General features: G+C 64.1%; 26 protein-coding genes, 1 tRNA gene and 1 pseudogene. 16 read left to right on the top strand and 12 right to left on the bottom strand.

Annotated elements, in window-relative coordinates; genetic code table 11:
* Positions 1–3: 3 nt before the first annotated feature.
* From ADAD_RS0113925 to ADAD_RS0113915, 3 genes are all read right to left on the bottom strand, one after another.
* Positions 4–708 (bottom strand): N-acetylmuramoyl-L-alanine amidase, encoded by a 705-nt coding sequence (locus ADAD_RS0113925; RefSeq protein ID WP_029140158.1) that lies wholly within the window; start codon positions 706–708, stop codon positions 4–6.
* A 26-nt stretch (positions 709–734) separates the two neighbouring features.
* Positions 735–1,385 (bottom strand): histidine phosphotransferase family protein, encoded by a 651-nt coding sequence (locus tag ADAD_RS0113920; RefSeq protein WP_010414982.1) that lies wholly within the window; start codon positions 1,383–1,385, stop codon positions 735–737.
* A 129-nt stretch (positions 1,386–1,514) separates the two neighbouring features.
* Positions 1,515–1,904, bottom strand: coding sequence for a Mov34/MPN/PAD-1 family protein (locus ADAD_RS0113915; RefSeq protein WP_010414979.1), 390 nt, complete (start codon positions 1,902–1,904; stop codon positions 1,515–1,517).
* 102 nt (positions 1,905–2,006) lie between these two features.
* Between ADAD_RS0113915 and ADAD_RS17245 the strand changes: the two are divergent.
* From ADAD_RS17245 to ADAD_RS0113875, 9 genes and pseudogenes are all read left to right on the top strand, one after another.
* Positions 2,007–2,168, top strand: a pseudogene (locus ADAD_RS17245) (GIY-YIG nuclease family protein); the annotation flags it as partial.
* Between the two features lie 99 nt (positions 2,169–2,267).
* Positions 2,268–3,245, top strand: coding sequence for an RluA family pseudouridine synthase (locus ADAD_RS0113910; protein ID WP_443101004.1), 978 nt, complete (start codon positions 2,268–2,270; stop codon positions 3,243–3,245).
* A 134-nt stretch (positions 3,246–3,379) separates the two neighbouring features.
* Positions 3,380–4,285, top strand: a complete 906-nt coding sequence (rpoH, locus tag ADAD_RS0113905; protein WP_029140156.1) for an RNA polymerase sigma factor RpoH — start codon at positions 3,380–3,382, stop codon at positions 4,283–4,285.
* Between the two features lie 82 nt (positions 4,286–4,367).
* A complete protein-coding gene (gene mtgA / locus ADAD_RS0113900) occupies positions 4,368–5,036 on the top strand; it encodes a monofunctional biosynthetic peptidoglycan transglycosylase (RefSeq protein WP_010414970.1) in 669 nt (222 codons plus the stop codon).
* Between the two features lie 292 nt (positions 5,037–5,328).
* Complete coding sequence (locus tag ADAD_RS16075) at positions 5,329–6,240, top strand: cation diffusion facilitator family transporter (protein ID WP_010414967.1); 912 nt, start codon at positions 5,329–5,331, stop codon at positions 6,238–6,240.
* Between the two features lie 65 nt (positions 6,241–6,305).
* Positions 6,306–7,091, top strand: a complete 786-nt coding sequence (locus ADAD_RS0113890; RefSeq protein WP_139020463.1) for a polysaccharide deacetylase family protein — start codon at positions 6,306–6,308, stop codon at positions 7,089–7,091.
* Positions 7,088–7,657, top strand: coding sequence for a sigma-70 family RNA polymerase sigma factor (locus ADAD_RS0113885; protein WP_010414962.1), 570 nt, complete (start codon positions 7,088–7,090; stop codon positions 7,655–7,657). The genes ADAD_RS0113890 and ADAD_RS0113885 overlap by 4 nt, the downstream gene beginning before the upstream one ends.
* Complete coding sequence (locus tag ADAD_RS0113880) at positions 7,654–8,403, top strand: anti-sigma factor (protein WP_010414959.1); 750 nt, start codon at positions 7,654–7,656, stop codon at positions 8,401–8,403. Before ADAD_RS0113885 ends, ADAD_RS0113880 begins: the two co-directional genes overlap by 4 nt.
* 101 nt (positions 8,404–8,504) lie before the next feature.
* Positions 8,505–9,104, top strand: coding sequence for a fasciclin domain-containing protein (locus ADAD_RS0113875; RefSeq protein ID WP_010414955.1), 600 nt, complete (start codon positions 8,505–8,507; stop codon positions 9,102–9,104).
* Positions 9,105–9,209: 105 nt separating this feature from the next.
* Here ADAD_RS0113875 and ADAD_RS0113870 read toward each other — a convergent pair whose 3' ends face one another.
* From ADAD_RS0113870 to ADAD_RS0113860, 3 genes are all read right to left on the bottom strand, one after another.
* Positions 9,210–9,545, bottom strand: coding sequence for a low molecular weight protein tyrosine phosphatase family protein (locus ADAD_RS0113870; RefSeq protein WP_010414952.1), 336 nt, complete (start codon positions 9,543–9,545; stop codon positions 9,210–9,212).
* 100 nt (positions 9,546–9,645) lie between these two features.
* The gene (gene clpX / locus ADAD_RS0113865) at positions 9,646–10,914 is read right to left on the bottom strand and encodes an ATP-dependent Clp protease ATP-binding subunit ClpX (RefSeq protein WP_010414950.1); all 1,269 of its coding nucleotides are present in this window, start codon (positions 10,912–10,914) and stop codon (positions 9,646–9,648) included.
* Between the two features lie 198 nt (positions 10,915–11,112).
* Complete coding sequence (locus ADAD_RS0113860; protein ID WP_010414947.1) at positions 11,113–11,799, bottom strand: ATP-dependent Clp protease proteolytic subunit; 687 nt, start codon at positions 11,797–11,799, stop codon at positions 11,113–11,115.
* Between the two features lie 145 nt (positions 11,800–11,944).
* Here ADAD_RS0113860 and ADAD_RS0113855 point away from each other — a divergent pair, with 145 nt between their 5' ends.
* From ADAD_RS0113855 to ADAD_RS0113845, 3 genes are all read left to right on the top strand, one after another.
* Positions 11,945–12,574, top strand: a complete 630-nt coding sequence (locus ADAD_RS0113855) for an ATP-dependent Clp protease proteolytic subunit (protein WP_010414944.1) — start codon at positions 11,945–11,947, stop codon at positions 12,572–12,574.
* 180 nt (positions 12,575–12,754) lie between these two features.
* Positions 12,755–13,708 carry a Coq4 family protein gene (locus ADAD_RS16070; protein WP_010414942.1) on the top strand — a complete coding sequence of 318 codons (954 nt, stop codon included), beginning with the start codon at positions 12,755–12,757 and terminating at the stop codon, positions 13,706–13,708.
* 59 nt (positions 13,709–13,767) lie between these two features.
* Entirely contained in the window at positions 13,768–15,375 is a 1,608-nt protein-coding gene (locus ADAD_RS0113845) for an amidase (RefSeq protein ID WP_010414939.1), read from the top strand.
* Positions 15,376–15,451: 76 nt separating this feature from the next.
* Here the strand turns inward: ADAD_RS0113845 and tig are convergent, their stop codons facing one another.
* Both tig and ADAD_RS0113835 read right to left on the bottom strand, forming a co-directional pair.
* Positions 15,452–17,116, bottom strand: coding sequence for a trigger factor (tig, locus tag ADAD_RS0113840; RefSeq protein ID WP_010414935.1), 1,665 nt, complete (start codon positions 17,114–17,116; stop codon positions 15,452–15,454).
* A gap of 59 nt (positions 17,117–17,175) precedes the next feature.
* Positions 17,176–17,260: transfer RNA gene (locus ADAD_RS0113835), tRNA-Leu, on the bottom strand.
* 206 nt (positions 17,261–17,466) lie between these two features.
* On the opposite strand from ADAD_RS0113835, the gene ADAD_RS0113830 reads away from it, so the two are divergent.
* The gene (locus ADAD_RS0113830; RefSeq protein WP_010414933.1) at positions 17,467–17,676 is read left to right on the top strand and encodes a hypothetical protein; all 210 of its coding nucleotides are present in this window, start codon (positions 17,467–17,469) and stop codon (positions 17,674–17,676) included.
* Between the two features lie 72 nt (positions 17,677–17,748).
* Positions 17,749–18,081, top strand: a complete 333-nt coding sequence (locus ADAD_RS0113825; protein WP_010414929.1) for a DUF3297 family protein — start codon at positions 17,749–17,751, stop codon at positions 18,079–18,081.
* Positions 18,082–18,087: 6 nt separating this feature from the next.
* On the opposite strand, the gene ADAD_RS16440 is transcribed toward ADAD_RS0113825, so the two are convergent.
* A complete protein-coding gene (locus tag ADAD_RS16440) occupies positions 18,088–18,774 on the bottom strand; it encodes a CHAP domain-containing protein (RefSeq protein ID WP_010414926.1) in 687 nt (228 codons plus the stop codon).
* Positions 18,775–19,004: 230 nt separating this feature from the next.
* On the opposite strand from ADAD_RS16440, the gene der reads away from it, so the two are divergent.
* The gene (der, locus tag ADAD_RS0113815; RefSeq protein WP_010414923.1) at positions 19,005–20,402 is read left to right on the top strand and encodes a ribosome biogenesis GTPase Der; all 1,398 of its coding nucleotides are present in this window, start codon (positions 19,005–19,007) and stop codon (positions 20,400–20,402) included.
* Positions 20,402–20,893 (top strand): DUF2721 domain-containing protein, encoded by a 492-nt coding sequence (locus ADAD_RS0113810; RefSeq protein ID WP_010414921.1) that lies wholly within the window; start codon positions 20,402–20,404, stop codon positions 20,891–20,893. Before der ends, ADAD_RS0113810 begins: the two co-directional genes overlap by 1 nt.
* A 6-nt stretch (positions 20,894–20,899) precedes the next feature.
* Here ADAD_RS0113810 and bfr read toward each other — a convergent pair whose 3' ends face one another.
* From bfr to ADAD_RS0113795, 3 genes are all read right to left on the bottom strand, one after another.
* Positions 20,900–21,403 (bottom strand): bacterioferritin, encoded by a 504-nt coding sequence (gene bfr, locus ADAD_RS0113805; RefSeq protein ID WP_010414918.1) that lies wholly within the window; start codon positions 21,401–21,403, stop codon positions 20,900–20,902.
* 140 nt (positions 21,404–21,543) lie between these two features.
* Positions 21,544–21,732, bottom strand: a complete 189-nt coding sequence (locus ADAD_RS0113800; protein ID WP_010414914.1) for a (2Fe-2S)-binding protein — start codon at positions 21,730–21,732, stop codon at positions 21,544–21,546.
* Positions 21,733–21,837: 105 nt separating this feature from the next.
* Entirely contained in the window at positions 21,838–23,184 is a 1,347-nt protein-coding gene (locus tag ADAD_RS0113795; RefSeq protein WP_010414911.1) for a DUF418 domain-containing protein, read from the bottom strand.
* Between the last annotated feature and the right edge of the window lie 37 nt (positions 23,185–23,221).

Here is a 23,221-nt window from a genome sequence, read left to right as displayed (position 1 = left end):
GCACTATCTAGCGAGCCCGCGGTCCCGATCCAAGAGCAGCTGGAACAGGATCGCGCGAATTTCTCCGTCGATCACGCCGTCGATCTGTTCGGGCCGCCAGCGCCGCTGGAACGCCTCGACCGCCTTGCGCCCGTCGCTGACATCGTAGCCATAGCGCTCCAGCGCCAGATAGAAGGCGCTGTCGTTGTCGAACGGATCGCCCAGCTCCAGCTTCGTGGGGCGCGGTATGCACAGGCCCAGTTCCGCGATGCGAGCCCAGGGAAACAGCTCGCCCGGATCGATCTTGCGCTGCGGGGCGACGTCCGAGTGGCCGACCACATTGGCCCGCGGCACATCGTAGCGTTTCACGATCGCGTGCAGCAGCGGCACAAGCGCCGCGATCTGCGCATCGGCAAACTCGCGATAGCCGAACTTGTGGCCCGGATGATCGAGCTCGATCCCCACGCTCACCGCGTTCACATCCGCTTCGCCGCGCCAGTAGGATACGCCCGCGTGCCACGCGCGCTTCTCTTCGGGCACCAGCCGGGTCACTTCGCCCGCCTCGCTGATGAGGTAATGTGCGGAAACCTTCGATTCCGGATCGGTCAGGCGCTCCAGGGCAGCGTCCGCGCTCTCCATTTCGGTATAGTGGACGACCACCATGGAAACCGGCGCATCACGCTCGTCGTAATTGGGCGAAAGCCTCTCGGAATGGACCAGCTCGCTCATCCCCTCCCCGCTCCGCACATCGTCCCTCATGCGCCGTTCGGCAGGGTTGCGCCAAGCAGCAGCGTACCACTCTCGACATGGGTCTGGATCATGCCCCCCTGGCGCTCGGCAATCATGGCGAGCACATGGGCAGGTGCCGTGCGCCCGGTCAGTTCGGCCGGGTCCATCCGGCCCGCCAGCGCATCGCCGATCGTCTGATCGAAGGCGATCTTGGCCCCCGCCGCGCGGACCACGATCTCGGTCGCGTCGTCGCGTTCCTCGACGCCCAGGTCCAGCGTCCCGCCGCGCACCAGCGCATCGAGGCCGATCTGCGCGAGATTGAGCAGAACCTTGGTTGCCGCCTTGGTCACGGTCGGCGTCTCGATCTGCCAGCCCAGCTCGATCCGCTTGGCATCGGCGGCCAGCGTCTCAATCACCGCCCTGGGTTCGTCGATAGAGACCTTTTCGCCGAAACCGCCACCCGCGCCGTAGGCCAGGCGGAAGAACTTGAGCTTGGCCGCGCTCGTCCGCGCGCTCTGCTCCAGCAGCTCGAAACAGCGCTGCCGCATCTGCGGATCCTGCTCGTCGGCGAGCAGTTCGAGCCCGTTGGAGAGCGCACCCACGGGGCTGAGCATGTCATGGCACAGGCGCGAGCACAGCTGGCTGGCAAGCAGCAGGGGATCGGTCTCGCCCGTCATGCAGGCATGCTCCCGACCAGCGCCCTGACACACCTGACACAGTGTTCAGGGGCGGAAAAACCGGGCGAACCTGACAGGGTGGTAAGCAGGCCGTACGAGGGTGCGCTGTGATCAATCATCGCCGCCTGCCTAGCGTGGCTGAACAATATAGGAAAGCGCCTCGAATCGCTCCTCCCCATCACGGAAAAAGCGGACCTCGCCCGCAGCGGCGATCGCCCAGACCATCCCGTCATGCGCGGCGGCGGCGCGATCCGTGTCCGAAGGGCGGGGATCGCCGTTTGGATGCGAATGGTAGTAGCCGATCACCTGCGGCCCACCTGCCCGCGCAGCCTTGTGCGCATCGATCAGCGCGCGCGGATCGATCTCGAAATGGCGGGCGGGTTCGGGATGGACGTTCGCGGCGGGCAGCGCCTGGGTGATCCGCCCGCCCTCACCCAGCAGCAGCCCGCAGCATTCGTGGGGGTGGGCTGAGGTCGCGCAAGCAAGGATGGTGTCTATCGTTCGTTTCGATATCTTCATTTAACCCGCCTGCCCTGAGCTTTTCGAACCGCCCCGATCAATACCCATATCGCGCTCATCCTGAGCTTGTCGAAGGATCGTACTTTTCTTACTCCCGAAGCCATGCCGTTCTGGGCCTACATGCTCCACTGTCGTGGCGGTGCCTATTACACCGGGCACACCGACGATCTCGATCAGCGCGTATCTGCGCACCGGTCTGGAAAGATTGCCGGTTTCACCTCCGACAAATTGCCGGTGGAACTCGTGTGGTCTCAGGAATTTGCATCGCTACAAGAAGCATTCGAGGCCGAACGCCGCATCAAGGGATGGTCGAGGGCAAAGAAGCAAGCGCTCATCCGGGGCGATTGGGAGGGCGTCTCCCGATTGGCGAAAAGTAAGGACGGTCCTTCGACAGGCTCAGGACGAGCGGAGTTGATAGGGGGAGTCATCTCCGCCTCCACCCGCCTCGACAAGGCACTGGCCGAGGCCACCGATCTGTCGCGCGAGCGGATCAAGGGGCTGATCGCGGACGGCGCGGTCGAAGTGGGCGGCAAGCGTGCGAATTCGCCCTCCGCCAGGGTGGCCGAAGGCGCGCCCTTCACCGTCCACCTGCCCGCCCCCACGCCGCTGGAGGCTGAACCGCAGGACATCCCCCTGGTCGTCGCCTACGAGGACGAGCACCTGATCGTGGTGGACAAGCCTGCGGGCATGGTCGTCCATCCGGCGGCGGGCAATCGGGATGGCACGCTGGTCAACGCGCTGCTCCACCACTGTGCGGGGCAGCTTTCGGGCATCAACGGCGTGGAGCGCCCCGGTATCGTCCACCGGATCGACAAGGATACCAGTGGCTTGCTGGTCGTTGCGAAGACCGATTCCGCGCATGAAGGGCTGGCGAAGCAGTTTGCCGATCACAGCATTTCGCGCCGCTATATCGCGATCTGCGCGGGGCAGCCGAAACCCGCGCAAGGCACGATCGACGCACGGCTCGGCCGATCCGACAGGGACCGCAAGAAGATGGCCGTGCTCCCCCCGGATGCGACGCGCGGCAAGCATGCGATCACGCATTATCGGACAACGGATTCTTTCGGGGTCGCAAGCATTCTTGAATGCAGGCTGGAAACCGGGCGCACGCATCAGGTCCGCGTTCACTGTGCGTCAATCGGTCATCCGCTATTGGGAGACCCACAATATGGACGCGATCCCAAGGCCCTGCGGCCGATTCTTGAGAAATTGGGCTTCCACCGGCAGGCGCTCCACGCCGCCAGCCTCGGGTTCATTCATCCCGCAACCGGCGAACGGGTCCATTTTCAGGCTGACCTGCCCCGGGACATGGCGGAACTGATCGACGAAATCGCTCGTTGAAATCGATGAACAGCGCTCGAATTCCGGGGCGAAAAGACCTATAAGGGAATTGGTGGCCCGCCACTTACGGATGCCCAGCAGGGGTCCGGCCCAAACAGGGGGGTGAGGTCGACTATAGAAAGGTTAGGGACGAAGTGAGTAAAAGCAAGGCAGTAGCCATACCGGCCCTTGGTGGGGAGCAAAGCCTCAACCGCTATTTGTCGGAAATCAAGAAATTCCCCGTGCTGACGGCAGAGCAGGAATACATGCTCGCCAAGCGGTACGAAGAGCATGAGGACCCGGAGGCCGCGGCACAGCTCGTGTCGAGCCACCTGCGGCTCGTGGCCAAGATCGCGATGGGCTATCGCGGCTATGGCCTGCCCGTGTCCGATCTCATCTCCGAAGGCAATGTCGGCCTGATGCAGGGCGTCAAGAAGTTCGAAGCCGATCGCGGCTTCCGCCTGGCGACCTATGCGATGTGGTGGATCAAGGCGAGCATCCAGGAATACATCCTGCGTTCGTGGAGCCTCGTGAAGATGGGCACCACCGCCGCGCAGAAGAAGCTGTTCTTCAACCTGCGCCGGATGAAGAAGCAGCTGGAGGCCTACGAGGATTCCGACATGCACCCCGATGACGTGGCGAAGATCGCCACCGATCTGGGCGTGCCGGAGCAGGAAGTCATCAACATGAACCGCCGCATGATGATGGGCGGCGACAGCTCGCTCAACGTCTCCATGCGCGGTGAGGAAGAAAACGCCAGCCAGTGGCAGGACTGGCTGACAGACGACCGCCCCCTGCAGGACGAGACCACCGCCGAAGCGCAGGAAGCGCATGTGCGCCACGAAATGCTGCTGGAAGCGATGGATTCGCTCAACGACCGCGAAAAGCACATCCTGACCGAACGCCGCCTGACCGAAGACCCGCAGACGCTCGAAGAGCTGAGCAAGGTCTACGACGTCAGCCGCGAACGCATCCGCCAGATCGAGGTGCGCGCGTTCGAGAAGCTGCAGAAGGCGATGCAGCGGATCGCGGGCGAAAAGCTGATGCCGGTCGCGGCCTGACGCGGACGGATCGTTGAATACCTACAGCGCGGCGCGGCGGGCACTGGCTTGCCGCGCCGCCTTTCGTCCATAGGCCTCCGCGATGTTCCGCATCCTGCAGATCCTGACCGCGCTGGTCGCGACGTTCATCGGCCTCAGCCTGTTCCTGACGGTGGCATGGCGCTTCGTGCCCGTGCCCGTCACCGCGACCATGCTGATGGACGAAAACGGCTATACCAAGGACTGGCGGGGGCTGGACGATATCGACCGCAGCCTGGTGCGCGCGGTGATCGCGGCGGAGGACCAGAACTTCTGCGAGCATAACGGGTTCGACTATGCCGCGATGCAGGCGGCGATGGAGAACAACCTGAAGGGCGGCAAGCAGCGTGGCGGCTCCACCATCAGCCAGCAGACCGCCAAGAACGTGTTCCTGTGGCAGGGCGGCGGCTTCTTCCGCAAAGGCCTGGAGGCCTGGTTCACCGTGCTGATCGAGAACCTGTGGACCAAGCGGCGGATCATGGAGGTGTACCTCAACGTCGCGGAGACGGGGATCGGCACCTACGGCGCGCAGGCCGGGTCGCTACGCTATTTCGGGCACGGGGCGGACCGGCTGAGCAATTCCGAGGCGGCGCGCATGGCGGTCGCCCTGCCCAGCCCCAAGAAGCGCGAGGTGAAGAACCCGCAGGGCTGGCTGCGCCGCCACGGCGACCGCACGGCGCGCGCGATCGACACCATGGCCCGCGAGGGGCTGGATGCGTGCGTGTACGAGTGACTCGCGCGGACCCCAGCGATTCTCAACGCTAGCCTGCCGGGCTGCTTGACCGCATAGCGACGGGCAGTCACACGCGATCACCGCGCCCCGCACTGGCCGATCGGAGCAGCAAGTTCTTCTATTTGCCTGCGATATCGCCGGCGCAAGGCACTGAAAACGTCCGGAATGGTATGGCATATCATGTTGAAACAGAAGAAAAAGTTTTGCCGCCCTCCTAGATCGCGATAGGGCGCGCAGGTATTTTCGGGCGACCGCGCCTTCATTTACCGGGGTCGCGGCGACAGAGGGCGATTTGGGACACGATCACTCACACGCGCACGGTCATTCGCACGGGCACTCCCATGCTCCGGCCGATTTCGGGCGCGCCTTCGCCATCGGCATCGCGCTCAACACCGCCTTCGTCATTGTCGAGGCGACCTTCGGCTATATCTCCGGCTCGATGGCGCTGGTCGCCGATGCGGGCCACAACCTGTCCGACGTGCTCGGCCTGCTGATCGCCTGGGGGGCGAGCGCGGCGGCCAAGCGCCCACCCTCGCCCCGCTTCACCTATGGCCTGAAGAGTTCCACCATCCTCGCCGCGCTGGCCAACGCCGCGCTGCTGATGGTCGCTATCGGCGCGATTTTGTTCGAGACGATCGACCGCCTGCTGGACCCGGTAGAGCCCGAAGGCTGGACCATGATCTGGGTTGCGGGCGTGGGCATCGTCATCAACACAGCCACCGCGCTGCTGTTCGTCAGCGGCCGCAAGGACGATCTCAACATCCGCGGCGCCTTTCTTCACATGGCGGCCGATGCGCTGGTTTCGGTAGGCGTGGTGGTTGCGGGCGCCGCGATTCTGCTGACCGGCGCGATCTGGATCGATCCGCTCACCAGCCTCGTCATCCTGGCGGTGATCGGCTGGGGCACCTGGGGCCTTGCCCGCGACAGCCTGAAGCTCGGCCTGCTGGGCGTGCCCGAGGGGATCGACGAAGCGGCAGTGCGTGCCACACTGGAAAGCGAGCCGGGCGTCACCGAGGTCCACGACCTGCATATCTGGCCGATGTCGACCACTGAAACCGCGCTGACCGCGCACCTCGTGATACCGGAAGGCCATCCTGGCGACGCGTTTCTTGCGGAAGTAGCGCACCGGCTTTCGCACGATCACAATATCGGCCATGCCACGCTTCAGATCGAAGAGAAACGCGACTGCAGCAGCGGCTGCTGAGCGGCACTGCTTCGGAGCGTTCGCGAACATCGCCGCCAACGCACTTTGTCCTTGTGGCCAGATGGATGTCCCGCGACAATGACAGTAGGGAAGCGAAGATGGCGGGCGGTTCGATCATGACCTTCAATAGATGGCGCACGCTGGGCATCGCACTTCTTTGCGCCGTGACGCTCGCCGTGGTCCTCGCGTTCGGCGTCAACCGGTTGTCCAAGAGCCGCTGTTTCCAGCTCACGGGCGAATTCGTGTGTTCGGTCGATACGCAAGAGCCGCTGGTGGCACTGACCTTCGACGATGGCCCCACCCCTGAAGGAGTGGACGCCGTCCTGCCGATCCTCGAAGAGCATGGTGCGAAGGCCACGTTCTTCCTGATCGGCAACCGGATGGAGAAATTCCCCGGTCAGGCCGAGCGATTGCTGCAGGCGGGCCACGAGCTTGGCAATCACAGCTGGTCCCACCAACGCAACATCGGCAAGAACCGTGCTTTCTACCGTGAGGAAATCTCCGGCACGCACGATGCGCTGGAACAGGCCGGGGCGACACCGGTCTGGTTTCGTCCCCCATTCGGTCGACGGCTGATCGGCTTGCCGCAGGAGGTCGAGCGTGCCGGATATCGTCTGGCGATGTGGGATGTCGAAGACCGTCCGGAGGACTTTGATGGCGATCCGCAGGCCTTTGCGGACGATATCCTCGATCGGGTGCGCCCGGGATCGATCATCCTGATGCATCCCATGTATCGCCATAACCAGACGGCGCGCGATGCCCTGCCGATCGTATTGCGTGGTCTCGAGGAGCGCGGGCTGCGGCCCGTCACCCTGTCCGAACTGGTCGCGAGCGGGACATCGATTCCTTGATACCCTCCAGCCCCGAAGCCCGCGAGGCACTCGAAGCCGCCATGCTGCGCATGGCGAAGGGCGATCGCGCCGCGCTCGAAGAGGTGTACCGCCTCACCAATGTGAAGCTTTTCGGCATCTGCCTGCGTATCTTGCAGGACAGGAAAGAAGCCGAAGACGCCTTGCAGGACGTTTACATCACTCTCTGGCGCAATGCCGACCGTTACGACGGCACCCGTGCGAGCCCGATCGCCTGGCTGGCGACGTTCGCGCGCAACCGCGCGGTCGATCGGCTGCGTTCGGGCAAGGTCCGCCGCGGCGCGGTATCGGTGGACGAGGCAGCCGGTCTTTCCGACGATACCCCGTCAGCGGACACCATGCTGATCGACGCGGAGCGCGAGGCACGGGTGCATTCCTGCCTCGAAACGCTGGACGAAAAGCAGCGCACACCCATCCGCACCGCCTTTCTCGACGGGCGTACCTATGCGGAGCTTGCGGAACAGGCGGGCGTGCCGCTGGGCACCATGAAAAGCTGGATCAGGCGCGGCTTGCTGAAACTGCGCGAATGCATGGAGCGCGGCGAATGAGCGCGGCGGACGACAAGACACCCGGCAACGGCCCGGAACTGGCGGGCGATGAACGGCAGGCAGCGGAATACGCGATGGGCCTGCTGGAAGGCGAAGCCCTGCTCGCCACGCGCGGGCGGATCGCGCGCGAACCGGCGTTCGCGGGGCTGGTCGCCCAGTGGGAAAAGCGCCTTGTCCCCATGCTCGACGATGTGGAGGGCCTTGCCCCTCCGCCCGAACTCTGGAGCCGTATCGCCAGCGATATCGAGGATGGCGCAGGCGAGAGCGAGGTTGTCTCACTGCACCGCCGGGTCGTGCTCTGGCAGCGTGTCGCGGCAGGCAGCGCGGTTGCGGCCGTTGCCGCGCTCGCATTGCTTCTGGTGCCACTTGTGCAGGCGCCCGGCCCGGCCCCTGCGCAGGAAAGCACGCCGCTGGTCGCCTCGATCCCCATTGCCGATACGCCTCTGCGCATCGGCGTGACCTACATTCCCGGGCGAGAGGAACTGCTGGTAGCTGCCGAGGGGCTCAGCGCCGATGGTGTCCACGACCACGAATTGTGGCTGCTGCCTCCCGGTGAAGGCGCGCAGGTGCAATCGCTGGGCATCATCGCTCCGGGAACGCAGAAGCGCGTTCCGCTCGAAACGGAGACGGCCCGATCGATGCATGAAGGTGCGCAGATCCTGCTCAGCCAGGAGCCGATCGGTGGCGCACCCGACAAGTCCGCGCCCGGCCCGGTGGTGGCCGAAGGGACACTGCTGAAAACCTGAGCCCGAAAAGAATTTCGGGCGTCGCTGCATCCGGAGCGAGGCCCGCTTCGTAACTCCTCACCGACGGGAAGAAACGACCTGTTGGATAGAGGAGATCGACGATGTTGCTCAAGAAAACCCATGCCGCCCTGATGCTCGGCGCCAGCGCAGCCATGCTTGGCGGGTGCGAGACCTACGGCATGGATGATGGCAGCCAGATGGCCAGCGCCAATGCCGAAACCACCGTCATGGTCGGCGGCGCCGCGATGTACCCATCGCGCAATATCGTGGAGAATGCGGTCAATTCGGCGGATCACACCACGCTGGTTGCTGCGGTAAAGGCCGCCGGTCTGGTCGATACGCTTTCGGGCCCCGGCCCCTTCACCGTCTTCGCGCCGACCAACGACGCTTTCGCCAAGCTGCCCGCCGGCACGGTGGACACGCTGCTGAAGCCCCAGAACAAGCAGATGCTGACCGACGTTCTCACCTATCACGTCGTCCCCGGACGCGTTTCGGCCAGCCAGCTGATGCAGATGATCCGCGAGGGCGGGGGCATGGCCAGGCTGGAAACCGTCAATGGCGGCACGCTGACCGCGCGCATGCAAGGCGGCAACGTGGTGCTGGTGGACGCCAGGGGCGGAACCGCCACGGTAACCCAGGCGGATGTGTTCCAGTCCAACGGCGTAATCCACGTGACCAACGCGGTGTCGCTGCCCGGATGATTTCAGACCCCTCGCGGCGTCGGTTGCCTCCACCCCGCTAACACCGGCGTCGCACCAGGGACCCCGCTCGGCCAGTAACCCGGCCGGGCGGGGTTTTTCATATTGCTAGTGTGTGGGCAGCCACTTCCACATCCGGGCCTTGAGCAGGCGGATCAGCTCTGGGTCCATGAAGGCGTAATCGTCCGGGATGTTCAGCACGATCACGCGCGTGTCCTTCAGCGCGGCCTTGTGCTTCTTGCGCAGCTTGTTGCGATGGGTGTTCTCCATCGCAAAGATCACATCTGCCCATTCGACAAGTTCGTCCGACAGCGGATTTTCGGCATCGTTGTTGGTGCCTGCCGAAAGCGCGTTTATTCCGGCCGTCTCGCAGAAGACCTGCTCGGCCGTGGGGCTGCGCAAGCGGTTCTGGCTGCACACGAACAGGTAGTTGCGGTCTGCCAAGCTAGGCTACCCCTGCGCGCGTCAGGCCCGAAAGAAACAGGAACAGGATCGCCAGCCCCGGAAAAGAAGCTGCGATCCCGCTCATATCAGCCGGCCACTATCACGCCGCGTCGGAGGCGCGCTTGCCCTCGCCGTCGAACACGCGGATCGGTTCCTTGCGGCCTTCGACCACGTCCTTGTCGATCACGACTTCGTTGCAGCCTTCCAGATCGGGCAGGTCGTACATCGTGTCGAGCAGCAGGCCTTCCACGATCGAACGCAGGCCGCGTGCGCCGGTCTTGCGCTTGATCGCACGCTCGGCAATCGCGCGCAGCGCGTCGTCGTTGAAGGTCAGCTCCACGCCTTCCAGCTCGAACAGCTTGGCGTACTGCTTCACGATGGCGTTTTTCGGTTCCTGCAGGATCGTCACCAATGCATCGACATCGAGATCGTGCAGCGAGGCGATCACCGGCAGACGACCGACGAATTCGGGGATCAGACCGAACTTGAGCAGATCTTCCGGTTCGCTCTTTTCCAGCAGTTCGCCGATGCGGCGCTTGTCCGGATCGGCGACATGCGCGCCGAAACCGATGCTGCGCTTCTGCAGACGGTCGGCAATGATCTTGTCGAGCCCGGCAAAGGCACCGCCGCAGATGAACAGGATGTTCGTGGTGTCGACCTGCAGGAATTCCTGCTGCGGATGCTTGCGCCCGCCCTGCGGCGGAACGGAGGCGGTGGTGCCTTCCATCAGCTTGAGCAGCGCCTGCTGCACGCCCTCGCCCGACACGTCGCGGGTGATGGAGGGGTTTTCCGCCTTGCGGGTAATCTTGTCGATCTCGTCGATATAGACGATCCCGTGCTGCGCCTTCTCGACGTTGTAGTCGCTGGCCTGCAGCAGCTTGAGGATGATGTTCTCCACATCCTCGCCCACGTAGCCCGCTTCGGTCAGCGTGGTCGCATCGGCCATCGTGAACGGCACGTCGAAGGTGCGCGCCAGCGTCTGCGCCAGCAGCGTCTTGCCCGAGCCGGTCGGCCCGACGAGCAAGATATTGGACTTCGCCAGTTCGACGTCGCCCTGCTTGCCCGCATGCTTCAGGCGCTTGTAATGGTTGTGCACCGCGACGGAGAGCACGCGCTTCGCACGCTCCTGCCCGATCACGTAATCGTTGAGCGTGGCGCAGATTTCGGACGGCGAAGGCACTTCGCCTTCCTTGCGCCCGGTCAGCCCCGCCTTGGTCTCTTCCCGAATGATGTCGTTGCAAAGCTCGACGCATTCATCGCAGATGAAGACGGTCGGCCCGGCGATCAGCTTGCGCACTTCGTGCTGCGACTTGCCGCAGAAGCTGCAGTACAGCGTGCTCTTGCTATCCGTTCCGCTCAATTTGCTCATAACCTTCTAATCCTCGAATCCCCGCGTGGGCGGGAACCTACCGAATGTAACTTTCACGCGCGCCATTGCAACAGATGGCTATCCTGCCACAGGCCGCCTTGCGAAGGGCTGAAGACAGCCCCCGCGTAAATTTACCCCTAAAAATTCAAACATGTGTGTCGCGGTGGCCAGCTTCGGCACACCGCGACAGCCCGGTGTTCAGGCAGGTGCACCGCCCGATCCGGTGTCATCGTCATCCGAATCGTCACCGGAGTCGCCCTGGGGCCGGGTCTCGAACACCTTGTCCACAATGCCGAACTTCATCGCTTCCTTCGCATCGAGGAAGGTATCGCGATCCATCGCTTCCTCGATCTCGGACAGCTCCTTGCCGGTGTACTTGGCGTAAAGCTCGTTCATGTTCTTGCGGATGCGCAGGATCTCGCGCGCCTGGATCTCGATGTCCGAGGCCATGCCCTGCGCGCCGCCCGAAGGCTGGTGGACCATGATCCGTGCATTGGGCAGCGCGATCCGCATGCCCGGCTCGCCCGCGGCCAGCAGGAAGCTGCCCATCGAGGCCGCCTGGCCCACGCACACCGTGGAGATGCGCGGACGGATGTACTGCATGGTATCGTGGATCGCCATGCCCGCCGTCACCACGCCGCCCGGCGAATTGATGTACATGCTGATCGGCTTGGAGGGGTTTTCGCTCTCCAGGAAGAGCAGCTGCGCCACCGCCAGGCTGGCCATGCCATCCTCCACCGGCCCGGTGATGAACACGATGCGTTCACGCAGCAGGCGGCTGAAAATATCGAAGCTGCGTTCCCCGCGACTGGTCTGTTCGACCACGACGGGCACCAGGGCGCCGGTTGCGGGATCGCGGAAGTAGCCGGATTCGTCGAATTGCATGAAGTGTCCTTGTCTCTCGTCGACGCCTATATCTGACCTCACCTCTTCATCATCAAGGCTTGAATGGAAAGCCCGGCCACGCCAGTTGTCCCGCCAACACCAAGCGCCGTCGCGATTTCGCGTCGGAGCGCACCGCAGGAGCCTGATGATGATCTCGATGCCCAACACCCCCCTCCCCTTTCGCGCCGACGATGACGAGGACGAGCAGAAGGACATGAGCAACGCTGGCGCAGCGATGATGAACAAGTTCCTCGATGCGCGGACCGTGCTGATCTTCGGCGGGGTCGACCAGAAGATGGCGGAGCGCATCTCGATGCAGCTGCTCTATCTGGACCACGTTTCGAACGAACCGATCCGCGTGATCGTCAATTCGCCGGGCGGCCACGTGGAATCGGGCGATACGATCCACGATCTGATCAGCTTCATCGCCTCGCCCGTCGCGATGATCGGCACCGGCTGGGTCGCCAGCATCGCGACGCATATCTTCCTCAGCGTCCCGGCAGAGCGCCGCTTCTGCCTGCCCAACACTCGCTTCCTGATCCACCAGCCCTCGGGTGGCGCGCGCGGCCCGGCGAGCGACATTGCCATCCAGGCGCAGGAAATCGTGAAGATGCGCGAACGCATCGCGCAGAAGATCGCCGATGCCACCGGCCAGCCGCACGAGAAGGTGCTGAAGGATATCGACCGCGATTTCTGGATGAGCACGAAGGAAGCCAAGGATTACGGCATCCTCGGCACCGTGATCGACAGCGCCAAGGAAGTGACCTGGGGCTAGCGTTTCGGGGCACTCCAAAGCCCCTCAAATCACCAGCCAGAAAGGCGCGCGACTCGTGGATTGAGCAGGGGTTGCGCGCCTTGCGGCGCATGGTTTATATTTCCTTACCGGAGGGCCGGAACAGCATGTTCGCCGCGGGTCGTGCGGCGACGGGTTGCGTCCCCGCGTGTGGGAATAGCCATGACCGAAGCCGCCACCGTCGCTCGCACCCCGGGGTCGCGTCTGTCGACCATCCCCTTCTCCCACCCCGATCGCGTGCCCGCGAAGCGCAACATCCGCCGCGCCTGGCATCATTTCTGGGAGTTCAAGAAGGACAAGGAGAAGACGAGCGAGGTCTTCCGCTTCTTCGAACATCTTCCGTGGCTCGGCATGCCCGAACATGTCCGCGAGTATCTTTCGACAGAGCGCGGACAGTACGTGTTCGAGACCGAGCCCTTCCTGCCCGATATCCTCGACGATCACGACATGCTGCGGCGGGAATACCCCACAGGCTCGCTCGCCCATGACTATTGCGACTACATGGAGCGTGAAGGCCTCAGCGCGGCGGGTCTGGTGCAGGAATACGACGATTTCCGCGGCGATCGCCCGCGGCTGGACGACCAGATCGAATGGTATGCGGATCGCCTGCGCGACACGCACGACCTGCTCCACCTGCTGACCACCATCGGCCGCGATACGCTGGGCGAACAGGCGCTGGGTGCCTATGTCTTCCAGCAGCGGCCCAGCCACGGGCACCTGATCCTGGGCTATGCCGGGGCGGCGGTGATCAAGGCCAATGTGAAGACCAAGGCGCCCGTGCTGCGCGCCATCCACGATGCCAAGCGGTCCGGCAAATCGTGCCGTCCGATCGCGGAGGAATCGATCCGCGAACTGCTGGCGATGACGATCGACGAAGCGCGCAGCCATCTCGGTATCGGGCCGGTCGAATGGTACCAGAAGTGCCAGGATATCTGGGAGGAAGAGGGGATCGACCCGCTCAAGATCCTGGCGGACGATGCCAAGACCTCTGTCTACCGCGAAGACCCCGTGCCCTCGCCCGAAGAGCTTTCGAAGGGGCCGTCTGTCTTCGCAATGCAAGAGAAGCCTGCGCAGGAGAAGTCGGCAGAGGGCCAAGACCGGCACGAGCGCGCCTGAGCCGATCTTTCCCGATTGCTCGATTGACCGGGCCGGACCGCTGACGCAGGTTCACGGGCATGAAATTGCATGCCTCCTTCGCCGCCCTTGCCTTCGCGCTCGCTGCCACCTCCCCCGTTTCGGCTCAAAGCGCCGAAAGAAAGGTCGACGACGTGCAGCAAGTGCGTTCCTTTTCCGCTGAAGCGGCGCTCCAAAGCAGTTGCTCGCTACCGCGTGCCGGGGGCCGCGCCGAATCGGACGCACGTTCCCAGCTGGAGCGGATTGCGCAGCTGAATGGCGGTGAGGATGGCCTGAACGCGGTCATATCGGTCAATCCCGACGCGGTATGTGAAGCTGCCCTTGCAGGCCTGGGCGGCGAGCCACTGGGCGGGCGCACGGTGCTGGTGAAGGACAATATCGAAACGCGCGAGCTGCCGACCACCGCCGGTTCGCTGGCGCTGCTCGGCAATAATACCGGACGCGATGCCCCGCTGATCGCCAATCTGCGCGCCGCCGGTGGCGTCGTGCTGGGCAAGGCCAATCTCTCCGAATGGGCCAATATCCGCGATTTCAGCTCGACCAGCGGCTGGAGCGCGGTGGGCGGGCTGACCCGCAACCCCCACGGCATCGACCGCAATACCTGCGGATCGTCCTCGGGCAGCGCCGCGGCGGTCGCGGCGGGCTTCGCCTGGGCGGCCATCGGCACGGAGACCAACGGATCGATCACCTGCCCCGCCAGCATCAACGGCGTGGTCGGCTTCAAGCCTACCGTGGGCATGGTCAGCCGCACGCATGTGGTGCCGATCTCGAGCACGCAGGACACCGCCGGGCCCATGGCGATGAGCGTACGCGATGCCGCCATGCTACTCGGCGCCATAGCAGGCAGCGACCCGGCTGATCCGGCAACCGCCGAAGCGGATCGTTACAAGCGCGACTTTACCGAGGGGCTGGAGGACGCCTCGCTGGCGGGAGTTCGGATCGGGGTCATGCGCGGCCAGATCGGCGACGACGACGATGTCCGCGCCGTGTTCGAACAGGCGCTCGGCGATCTGGAGGCCGCGGGGGCTGTGCTGGTCGATATCGAGTTCGAGCCCGACGAGGAAATGTCCCGCGACAGCTTCCAGATCCTGCTGTTCGAACTGCGCGAGGAGATGGGCGAGTATTTGCGCTCGATTCCGCCCATCGAGGGCGGCGATACTCCGCGCAGTCTTGCCGACCTGATCGCCTTCAACAAGGCGAACGCGCAAACCGAGATGCGCTGGTTCGGACAGGGCATCTTCGAACTGGCAGAAACCACCACCGATCGCGCCGCCTATGAATCAGCGCGCGAGAATGCGATTCACCTTGCAGGCCAGCAGGGGATCGACAGGCTGATGGCGGAGAACGATGTGCAGTTCCTCGTCGCCCCGACGCGCGGACCCGCGTGGACGAGCGATCTCGTCAATGGCGACAATTTCAACGGCAGCATCGGCTTTGGCAGTCCGGCGGCGATCGCGGGCTATCCGCACCTGACCGTGCCCATGGGCGGGGTCGAGGATCTGCCGGTCGGCCTGTCGATCATCGGGCAGAAGTGGCGGGACTGGGAGGTGCTGAAGGCGGGCGCCGCTTACGAACGCGCCCGCACCGCCACGCTCCCCACGCCCGATTTCAACCGCTGGCAACCTGCCGCCGGCGACCCGGCGCAATAGCCGATACGAAAAGGGGCGGCCGACATATGCCGACCGCCCCGCTCTATCCGGTTTGACGCCAGGACTGGCGTGAGGATCAATCCTTCTTCGCGGCAGGCTTCTTGGCAGCGGGCTTCTTGGCCGGTGCCTTCTTCGCCGGAGCCTTCTTGGCCTCGCCATCCTTGGCAGTGGACGCAGCCGCTTTCTTGGCCGGAGCCTTCTTCGCCGGGGCCTTCTTGGTCTCGCCGTCCTTCGCAGTGGATGCGGTGGCCTTCTTGGCGGGCGCCTTCTTGGCAGGCGCTTTCTTGGCGGCAGGCTTCTTGTCGTCGGACGCATCGTCGGACTTGGCCGCAGCCTTCTTCGCCGGGGCCTTCTTGGCAGCCGCCTTCTTGGCGGGGGCCTTCTTTGCCTTGGCGGCTTCGGCTTCGGTGCTTTCCTCGGCTTCGATCGCCGCTTCCAACTCCTCGCGGGTCACTTCGCGCTCTTCGACCTCGGCCTTTTCGAACAGGAAGTCGACGACCTTGTCTTCGTACAGCGGGGCGCGAAGCTGCGCGGCGGCCATCGGATCGTTCTGGATGAACTGCATGAAGCGTTCACGATCCTCGGCGCGATACTGCTGCGCGGCCTGCTGCATCAGCATGGACATTTCCTGCCCGCTGATCTGCACTTCGTTCGCCTGCCCGATTTCGGACAGCAGCAGGCCCAGACGCACGCGACGCTCGGCGATGCGGCGGTAATCGTCGCGCTCGCTCTCGATTTCCTTCATCGCGGCTTCGGGATCTTCTTCGCGCTGCGCTTCCTGGCTCAGCTGCGCCCAGATCTGTTCGAACTCCGCTTCGACCATGCGTTCGGGCACGGGGAAGTCGTGGCCGGCGGCCAGCGTGTCCAGCAGCTGGCGCTTCATCTGCGTGCGGGTGAGGCCGGCAGTTTCCTGCTCCATCTGGGCCTTGACCAGCTCGCGCAGCTTGTCCGCGCTCTCGAGGCCGAGGTTCTTGGCGAAATCGTCGTCGATCTTGCTGTCCTCGGGCGTCTTCACCGCCTTCACCGTGACGGCGAATTCGGCGTCCTTGCCGGCCAGGTGATCGGCCTGATATTCTTCCGGGAACGTGACCTTCACGGTCTTCTCGTCGCCCGCCTTCACGCCCTTCAGCTGCTCTTCGAAACCGGGGATGAAGGTGCCCGATCCGATCACCAGCGGGGCGTCTTCGGCCTTGCCGCCTTCGAATTCGGTGCCGTCGATCGAACCGACGAAATCGATGATGACCTGATCGCCATCGGCCGCCTTCTTGGTCTTGGCGGCATCCTTGTAGGTCTTGTTCTGGTCCGCGATGCGCTGAAGCGTTTCCTCGATCGCGCTCTCGTCCACGGGCACGACCAGCCGTTCAAGCTTCAGGCCATCGACTTCCGGCGCCTCGATCTCGGGCAGAACTTCCAGCTTGACGTCGATCTCGGCGTCCTTGCCTTCCTCGTAGCCTTCGCTCAGTTCGATGGCGGGCTGCATTGCGGGACGCAGGCCCTTGTCCTTGATCAGTTCGTCGACCGAGGACTGGATCGTGTCGTTCACCACCTGCGCGTGCAGCTGTTCGCCGTGCATCTTGCGCACCAGATTGGCGGGCACCTTGCCCGGGCGGAAACCAGGCATGCGCACCTGCGGGGCGATGCGTTTCACCTCGGCCTTGATCTTGTCGTCGATCTCGCTCGCCGGAATCACGATGCGATACTCGCGCTTCAGGCCCTCATTGGTGGTCTCGTTAATCTGCATGGGGTGTGTCTTACGTGCTTTCCGACAAGTGGTGGCGATTGCATCGCGCGGCGGGAGCTTGGTGCGGGCGAAGGGACTCGAACCCCCACATCTTGCGATACTTGGACCTAAACCAAGCGCGTCTACCAGTTCCGCCACGCCCGCAATCCGAACGAGGACGCGCGAACGGCAGATGCCATTCACGACAGACCGGCGCGTCTAGAGCCTCTCGCTCCAAAGGGCAAGCACTCCGCCGATATCCTCGCCGAACCGCGTACGGACTTGATTATGACGCTTTTGTTACTTACCTTCGGGATAACGTAACGAAAATGTCAAATTTGGATGGGCCGCATATGAACAATCGAGCTGACATGCTCCGCAAACCGATGGTCCCGCCCGTCGATCCGGCCAATGGCCGCCTCTCGTCGAAAGAGCTGGAAAAGGATGGCCCGGGCGGAAATCCCCTGCTCGTACGCAGTTCCTGGACCAGCGAGATCGACCGGGAGCGGTGCGACGCCGGTCTGCGCACGGCACAGGCGCGGCGTTTTTCGCTCTATCGATCGAGCATGACGCCCGACTGACCGGCCGGGCGCGACCCCGCGCCTCTTGTGCCGTATTGTCAGGCCCTTCAGGTCTGTCTATCGGCCTGCGCCATGAGCGAAGAAACCCCCGAACAGAGCCCCGAGAACACGCCCGAACCCGCGGCAGACAAGGGCGCGGACGTGCCGCCGATGCATTTGTCGGTCAATCCGCGTAACCCGCATTTCGATCAGGCGGCGCTGCAACGCGGCGTGGGCATCCGCTTAAAGGGGCGCCAGCGCACCGATATCGAGGAATATTCCATTCCCGAAGGCTGGGTCCGCGTTCAGGCGGGCCGCACGATGGATCGCAAGGGCCAGCCGCTGACGCTGAAGCTCAAAGGTCCGGTCGAAGCCTGGTTCGAGGATCTGGGCGAAGACGCCCCCGTCGCCAGGCTCGACGACTAGCTTACATCATTCGTAAAGCGCGACCGCGCGCTCGACCACTGCGTCGGCGCGGTCGTTATTGCCGCGCGGCGCAAGCGGACGGGCCGTCGCGTAGGCCAGTCGGGGCGCAGGCCTGCTGGCCGCGGCACGCGGCGCCCTGCGTTCGGGCGAGGCGCGCTCGGGGGTATTCGAAAACGCCGCCAGAAACGCGCGCGAGGGCTCCTCGCGGGTCGGCTGAGGCGCGCTGCGCTGCGTCTGCGCCTGTGCAAATCGCTGACGCGGCTGCGCCTTGCCGTCCGGATAGATGAAGCCATGCACGGGCCACGCGGTCGTCCCCAGAGCCTGCAGCGGGTGATACCACACGCGCACCTGGCTCCAGTCGTTGTTCGGCGAGACGTCCACCGCCTTCACATTGCGCTCGATCTGGCCGCGACGGCCATCGATCGGCGACCAGTTCGCGTGGTCCAGCAGCACGGTGCGCGAATCGATCACCCGCGCCACTGCAGCCACATGGCCCAGCGTCATCTTGCTGGTGGGCGCGAACGCCATCACCGAACCGACGCGCGGCGTATTGCCCCGCCCGTAGCGACCGGCGGCCTGCTGCCACCAGGTATGCGCATCGCCGTAGATATCGATGCCGGTCACATCCCGCGCATAGGGCACGCATTGCAGGTAGGCCGGCAATTCCTGGCCGCTCGTTGCCGCATTCGCCACGGGGAGGACTACCGGTTTCGCATGAGAAACCTGCGTAATTCCGATAGTTGCGGCAAGAGCTGCAAGGGGGGCAAGGAGGATGTGAGGGCGGTTTGTCATGCGGCAAATTCTTGCCGCTTCGTCTTTCGATCACCCTCGCAAAGGTGGTTAACGCGAATCAACCATCTTCGTTTACCCGCTGACGCCGCTTGCCAAGTGGCCCGCGAACCTCCACCTCACGCGGCCTAGCCATGCTTCCACGTGTCATCATCATCGGTCGCCCCAATGTGGGCAAGTCCACGCTGTTCAACCGGCTGGTCGGCAAGCGCCTCGCGCTGGTCGACGATCAGCCCGGCGTCACGCGCGACCGCCGCTTCGGCGATGTCACGCTGGCGGGCATGCGCTTCACCGTGGTCGATACCGCCGGGTGGGAAGACGACGACCCCAGCACGCTTCCCGGGCGGATGCGCATGCAGACCGAGGTCAGCATCGAGGATGCCGATGCGGTCTTGTTCGTGGTGGACGCGCGCGCCGGGGTTACCCCGCTCGACAGCGAGATCGCCAACTGGCTGCGCGGCGCCGACGTGCCCGTGATCCTTGTTGCCAACAAGGCAGAGGGGCGCAGCGGGGACGCAGGCATCTTCGACGCCTACTCGCTGGGTCTGGGTGAGCCGCTCGGAATTTCCGCCGAGCATGGCGAAGGCACCGCCGATCTGTTCGAGGCGCTGTGGCCGATCATCGGAGAAAAGTCGGAAGCAGGCGATGCCCTGCTGGCAATCGACGAAGGCGAGGACGAGGACGAGGACGGCGTGCCGACCGGGCCGCTCAAGCTCGCCATCGTCGGACGGCCCAACGCGGGCAAATCCACCCTCATCAACCGGCTGCTGGGCGAGGACCGCCTGCTGACCGGGCCCGAGGCCGGGATCACCCGCGATTCGATCGCCATCGACTGGGAATGGACCGATCCGCAAAGCGGCGACACGCGCGAGATCCGCCTGATCGACACCGCAGGCATGCGCAAGAAGCGCAATGTGGTGGAGAAGCTGGAGAAGCTCTCGGTTGCCGATGCACGCCGCGCGGTCGATTTCGCGGAAGTCGTGGTGCTGATGCTCGATGCGACCCAGGGCCTGGAGCATCAGGATCTCAAGATCGCCAGCCTCGCGCTGGAAGAGGGCCGCGCCCTGATGATCGCGATCAACAAATGGGATGTCGCGGCGGAGCCCAGCAAGCTTTACAACGGCATCCGCTTCGCGCTCGACGAAGGGCTGGCGCAGGTGCGCGGACTGCCGGTGATCGCGGTAAGCGCGAAGACCGGCAAGGGGCTCGACGCGCTGCTGACCGCCGCATTCGAACTGCGCGAGGCATGGAGCCGCCGGGTTTCGACCTCGGCGCTCAACCGCTGGTTCGATCACGCGCTGGAAGCCAATCCGCCGCCCGCCCCCGGCGGAAAGCGGATCAAGCTGCGCTATATCACACAGGCCGGCACCCGGCCGCCGCGCTTCGTGGTGTTCGGCACCCGGCTGGACATGCTGCCCACCTCGTACGAACGCTATCTGGTCAACGGCATCCGCCGCGAACTCGGCTTCGGCGCGGTGCCGGTGCGCGTGGTGCTCAAACCATCGAAGAATCCCTACGCAGAGGACAAGTGATGGATCTTCTCGCCATCGCCACCCCGCAGGCCGCGCTGAGCATTCTGGAACAGACATCGAGCACACCGCGCGTGCTGCAGATGCTTCAGTTCAGCCTTGCCCCGGCCTTCCTGCTGGTGGGCATCGGATCGATCATGAACGTCATGATGGCGCGGCTGACCTGGGTCGCCAACCGGATCGAGCGGCTGGAAGCCAAGTACGAGGACAAGCCCGAAGAGCCGTGTTCCGACGAGGTGGCGTGGCTGGAGCGGCGACGCGGCATTTCGCAGCGTGCGGTGATGTTCTCCACTGCGGCCGCCGGTCTCATCAGCGTGCTGATCGCCGCGCTGTTCATTTCGGCCTCGATCACCTTCAAGATCGGCACGCTCATCGCCATCCTGTGGGTGGCGACGATGGCCCTGCTGATTACCGGGCTGTCCTTCTTCTTCCGCGAGACGTGGATTGCGGCGAGAGGCCCCGCGAGCAGGGCCTCCCATAACCGCAAGAGCTAGGCAGGATCAGGGCGCGCCTGCGCCCGTTTCGCCCTCGCCCGCCGGGTGGCTTTGCAGCTGGACGTAGTTCTGCAGGCCCATGCGTTCGATCATGTCGAACTGGGTTTCGAGGAAATCGACATGCTCTTCCTCGCTCGCGAGGATGGTCTCGAACAGCTGCTCCGACGTGTAGTCCTTCACGCTCTTGGCGTATTCGGCAGCGTCCTTCAGCAGCGGGATCGCCTCCATCTCGATCGCGAGATCGGCCTTGAGGATTTCCTCCACCGTTTCGCCGACCTTCAGCTTGTGGATCGCCTGGAAGTTCGGAAGCCCTTCGAGGAACAGGATACGCTCTGCCAGCCAGTCGGCGTGCTTCATCTCGTCGATCGATTCGTGGCGCTCGTACTCGGCCAGCTTGGTCACGCCCCAGTCGGCCAGCACGCGGTAGTGCAGCCAGTACTGATTGATGGCGGTCAATTCGTTGGTGAGCGCCTTGTTGAGATAGTCGATGACCTGGGGATCGCCCTTCATGGCCCGTACTCCTGTGACTGGTGGTTGCCGGGTGTCATGGCCGCGCGAGGCAGCGCGCGCAAGGGCCGGACGCGAAAAAAGCCCGGAATTCCGGGCTTTTGCAAGCGCCTCTCAAAGGCGTGTTCCAATTGAGAATGGGTCTAGGCTGCAGCCGGAGTCAGGCCAAGCTCGCGCTCTTCGAAGACGACATCGTCCGCATCGCACAGGCACGATCCGCATTGCGGCCGCTTGCCGAGCATCGCGTAGCAGGCTTCCGCATCGCCCGAACAATGCCGCGCCGCCCGGCGCAGCTCGGTTTCCCTGATGGCGTTGCAGATGCAGATAAACATTGCGGCAAGAACTCCTGCGAACGGCTTGCAGGACTCTTGTTAATGCGACTTGTTCTCATAAACAAGAGGCTTTGTGACTTTTCCTTCTCAGGCCGTCGGCGCTTGCTAGCGCCGGATGGCGAACAGCTTGCCGTAGGTGAGGCAACGCCACAGCCATTCGAGCGGGCCGAAGCGGAAGACCGACAGCCACGCTTTCGACCACGCCAGCATGATGATCCAGGTCGCCACCACCACGATGTAGAGCTGCGGGCGGGTCAGTTCGCCATACAGCCCCAGCGCGAAGCCGTGGAAGACGAACAGCATCAGCACCGAGGTGCCCAGGTAGTTGGAAAAGGCCATCCGGCCCGCCGCGCTTACGCGAGAGCCCAGCCAGCCGGTCGCCTTCGGCCCCCACAGGGCCAGCAGCGCAGCAAGGCCGATCACGAAAGGCAGGCGGACGAAGGTGCTGGTCCCCACGAAACTCATGAAGGTGGAATAGAAGCTCAGGTCCCGCTCCAGCGTCCAGAGGCCGATCGCAAGCGAGCCTGCGAGGCCGACGAGTACGCCGATCGAACCCCAGATCGCCTGCTTCTTCGCGTTGATCCTGCCGTCGAACAGGCCGAAACGATACAGCGCCATGCCGATCAGGATCAGCGGGATCGTCTCGAACCCGAAGATCAGGATCCCGCTCAGCGGCTCGGCCCAGTGCTCGATCAGGTTGTACTGCACCCAGCCCAGGTAATCGCCGGCCTGGATCATCGGCGTTTCGACCTGCGCGGTGTCGAGCCCCTGGGTCTTCATCGCCTCGAACTGCGCGCGCACCTGCTCGGGATCGGATGGCCCGCCGCTCTCGGCCCCGGTGGCGGCCATGGCCTGTGCCCCGCCCGCTTCCATCACCCAGTAGAAGAAAGCCGACATGGCGGTGAACAGCGCTGCGCCGACCAGGTAGAATGTGATGCCCACGCCCAGCTGAGTTCGGGGGCGCCATTTGACGAACAGCAGGCAGAAGATGCCGCACATCGCGTACAGCGTCAGGATATCGCCGCGCCAGATGAAGAAGAAATGCACGAGGCCGAACACCAGCAGCCATAGCAATCGCCGCAATTGCAGATCCCGGCCCTTGCCCCGCTCCCACGCCTTTTCCAGGAACAGGATCATCCCCGCGCCGAACAGGAGGGTGAACAGGCCGCGCATCTTGCCATCGACCAGCACGAACTGCGCCACCCACATCCAGTCGGATGTTTCCCCGTGCGGCGTCAGGAAGCCATCGGGCCACATATAGGCGATCATCGGCTGTCCGAAGGCGACGATGTTCGCCGCCAGAATGCCCATCACAGCGATTCCGCGCGTGAAATCCAGGCTGAGCAGGCGGTTGCCGCCGCTGGCCGACAGGGGTTTGACCTGATCGGGCGTCGCATCATCGGTGTCGGTAAACGCGCGCTCGGCACGGCGCAGGTCGTCGGTGCTGCTCATGAAGAATCCCCCTGAGCTGCTGCTTAGCAGCGTAGCG

Origin of the sequence: Citromicrobium sp. JLT1363 (assembly GCF_000186705.1) — a bacterium.
In the GTDB taxonomy this organism is placed as follows: Bacteria; Pseudomonadota; Alphaproteobacteria; order Sphingomonadales; family Sphingomonadaceae; genus Alteriqipengyuania.
This window is presented reverse-complemented; position numbering and strand designations above follow the sequence as displayed.

Excerpts from the sequence above, each read along its gene's own strand:
- mtgA (WP_010414970.1), top strand. The coding sequence starts at position 4,368 with ATGTTCCGCATCCTGCAGATCCTGACCGCGCTGGTCGCGACGTTCATC.
- ADAD_RS0113845 (WP_010414939.1), top strand. The coding sequence starts at position 13,768 with ATGAAATTGCATGCCTCCTTCGCCGCCCTTGCCTTCGCGCTCGCTGCC.
- ADAD_RS16070 (WP_010414942.1), top strand. The coding sequence starts at position 12,755 with ATGACCGAAGCCGCCACCGTCGCTCGCACCCCGGGGTCGCGTCTGTCG.
- ADAD_RS0113925 (WP_029140158.1), bottom strand. The coding sequence starts at position 708 with ATGAGCGAGCTGGTCCATTCCGAGAGGCTTTCGCCCAATTACGACGAG.
- bfr (WP_010414918.1), bottom strand. The coding sequence starts at position 21,403 with ATGAAGGGCGATCCCCAGGTCATCGACTATCTCAACAAGGCGCTCACC.
- ADAD_RS0113860 (WP_010414947.1), bottom strand. The coding sequence starts at position 11,799 with ATGCAATTCGACGAATCCGGCTACTTCCGCGATCCCGCAACCGGCGCC.
- ADAD_RS0113825 (WP_010414929.1), top strand. The coding sequence starts at position 17,749 with ATGAGCGAAGAAACCCCCGAACAGAGCCCCGAGAACACGCCCGAACCC.
- ADAD_RS0113810 (WP_010414921.1), top strand. The coding sequence starts at position 20,402 with ATGGATCTTCTCGCCATCGCCACCCCGCAGGCCGCGCTGAGCATTCTG.
- ADAD_RS0113915 (WP_010414979.1), bottom strand. The coding sequence starts at position 1,904 with ATGAAGATATCGAAACGAACGATAGACACCATCCTTGCTTGCGCGACC.
- ADAD_RS0113890 (WP_139020463.1), top strand. The coding sequence starts at position 6,306 with ATGTCCCGCGACAATGACAGTAGGGAAGCGAAGATGGCGGGCGGTTCG.
- tig (WP_010414935.1), bottom strand. The coding sequence starts at position 17,116 with ATGCAGATTAACGAGACCACCAATGAGGGCCTGAAGCGCGAGTATCGC.
- ADAD_RS0113795 (WP_010414911.1), bottom strand. The coding sequence starts at position 23,184 with ATGAGCAGCACCGACGACCTGCGCCGTGCCGAGCGCGCGTTTACCGAC.
- clpX (WP_010414950.1), bottom strand. The coding sequence starts at position 10,914 with ATGAGCAAATTGAGCGGAACGGATAGCAAGAGCACGCTGTACTGCAGC.
- ADAD_RS0113830 (WP_010414933.1), top strand. The coding sequence starts at position 17,467 with ATGCTCCGCAAACCGATGGTCCCGCCCGTCGATCCGGCCAATGGCCGC.
- ADAD_RS0113920 (WP_010414982.1), bottom strand. The coding sequence starts at position 1,385 with ATGACGGGCGAGACCGATCCCCTGCTGCTTGCCAGCCAGCTGTGCTCG.
- ADAD_RS0113855 (WP_010414944.1), top strand. The coding sequence starts at position 11,945 with ATGATGATCTCGATGCCCAACACCCCCCTCCCCTTTCGCGCCGACGAT.
- der (WP_010414923.1), top strand. The coding sequence starts at position 19,005 with ATGCTTCCACGTGTCATCATCATCGGTCGCCCCAATGTGGGCAAGTCC.
- ADAD_RS0113800 (WP_010414914.1), bottom strand. The coding sequence starts at position 21,732 with ATGTTTATCTGCATCTGCAACGCCATCAGGGAAACCGAGCTGCGCCGG.
- ADAD_RS0113880 (WP_010414959.1), top strand. The coding sequence starts at position 7,654 with ATGAGCGCGGCGGACGACAAGACACCCGGCAACGGCCCGGAACTGGCG.
- ADAD_RS0113875 (WP_010414955.1), top strand. The coding sequence starts at position 8,505 with ATGTTGCTCAAGAAAACCCATGCCGCCCTGATGCTCGGCGCCAGCGCA.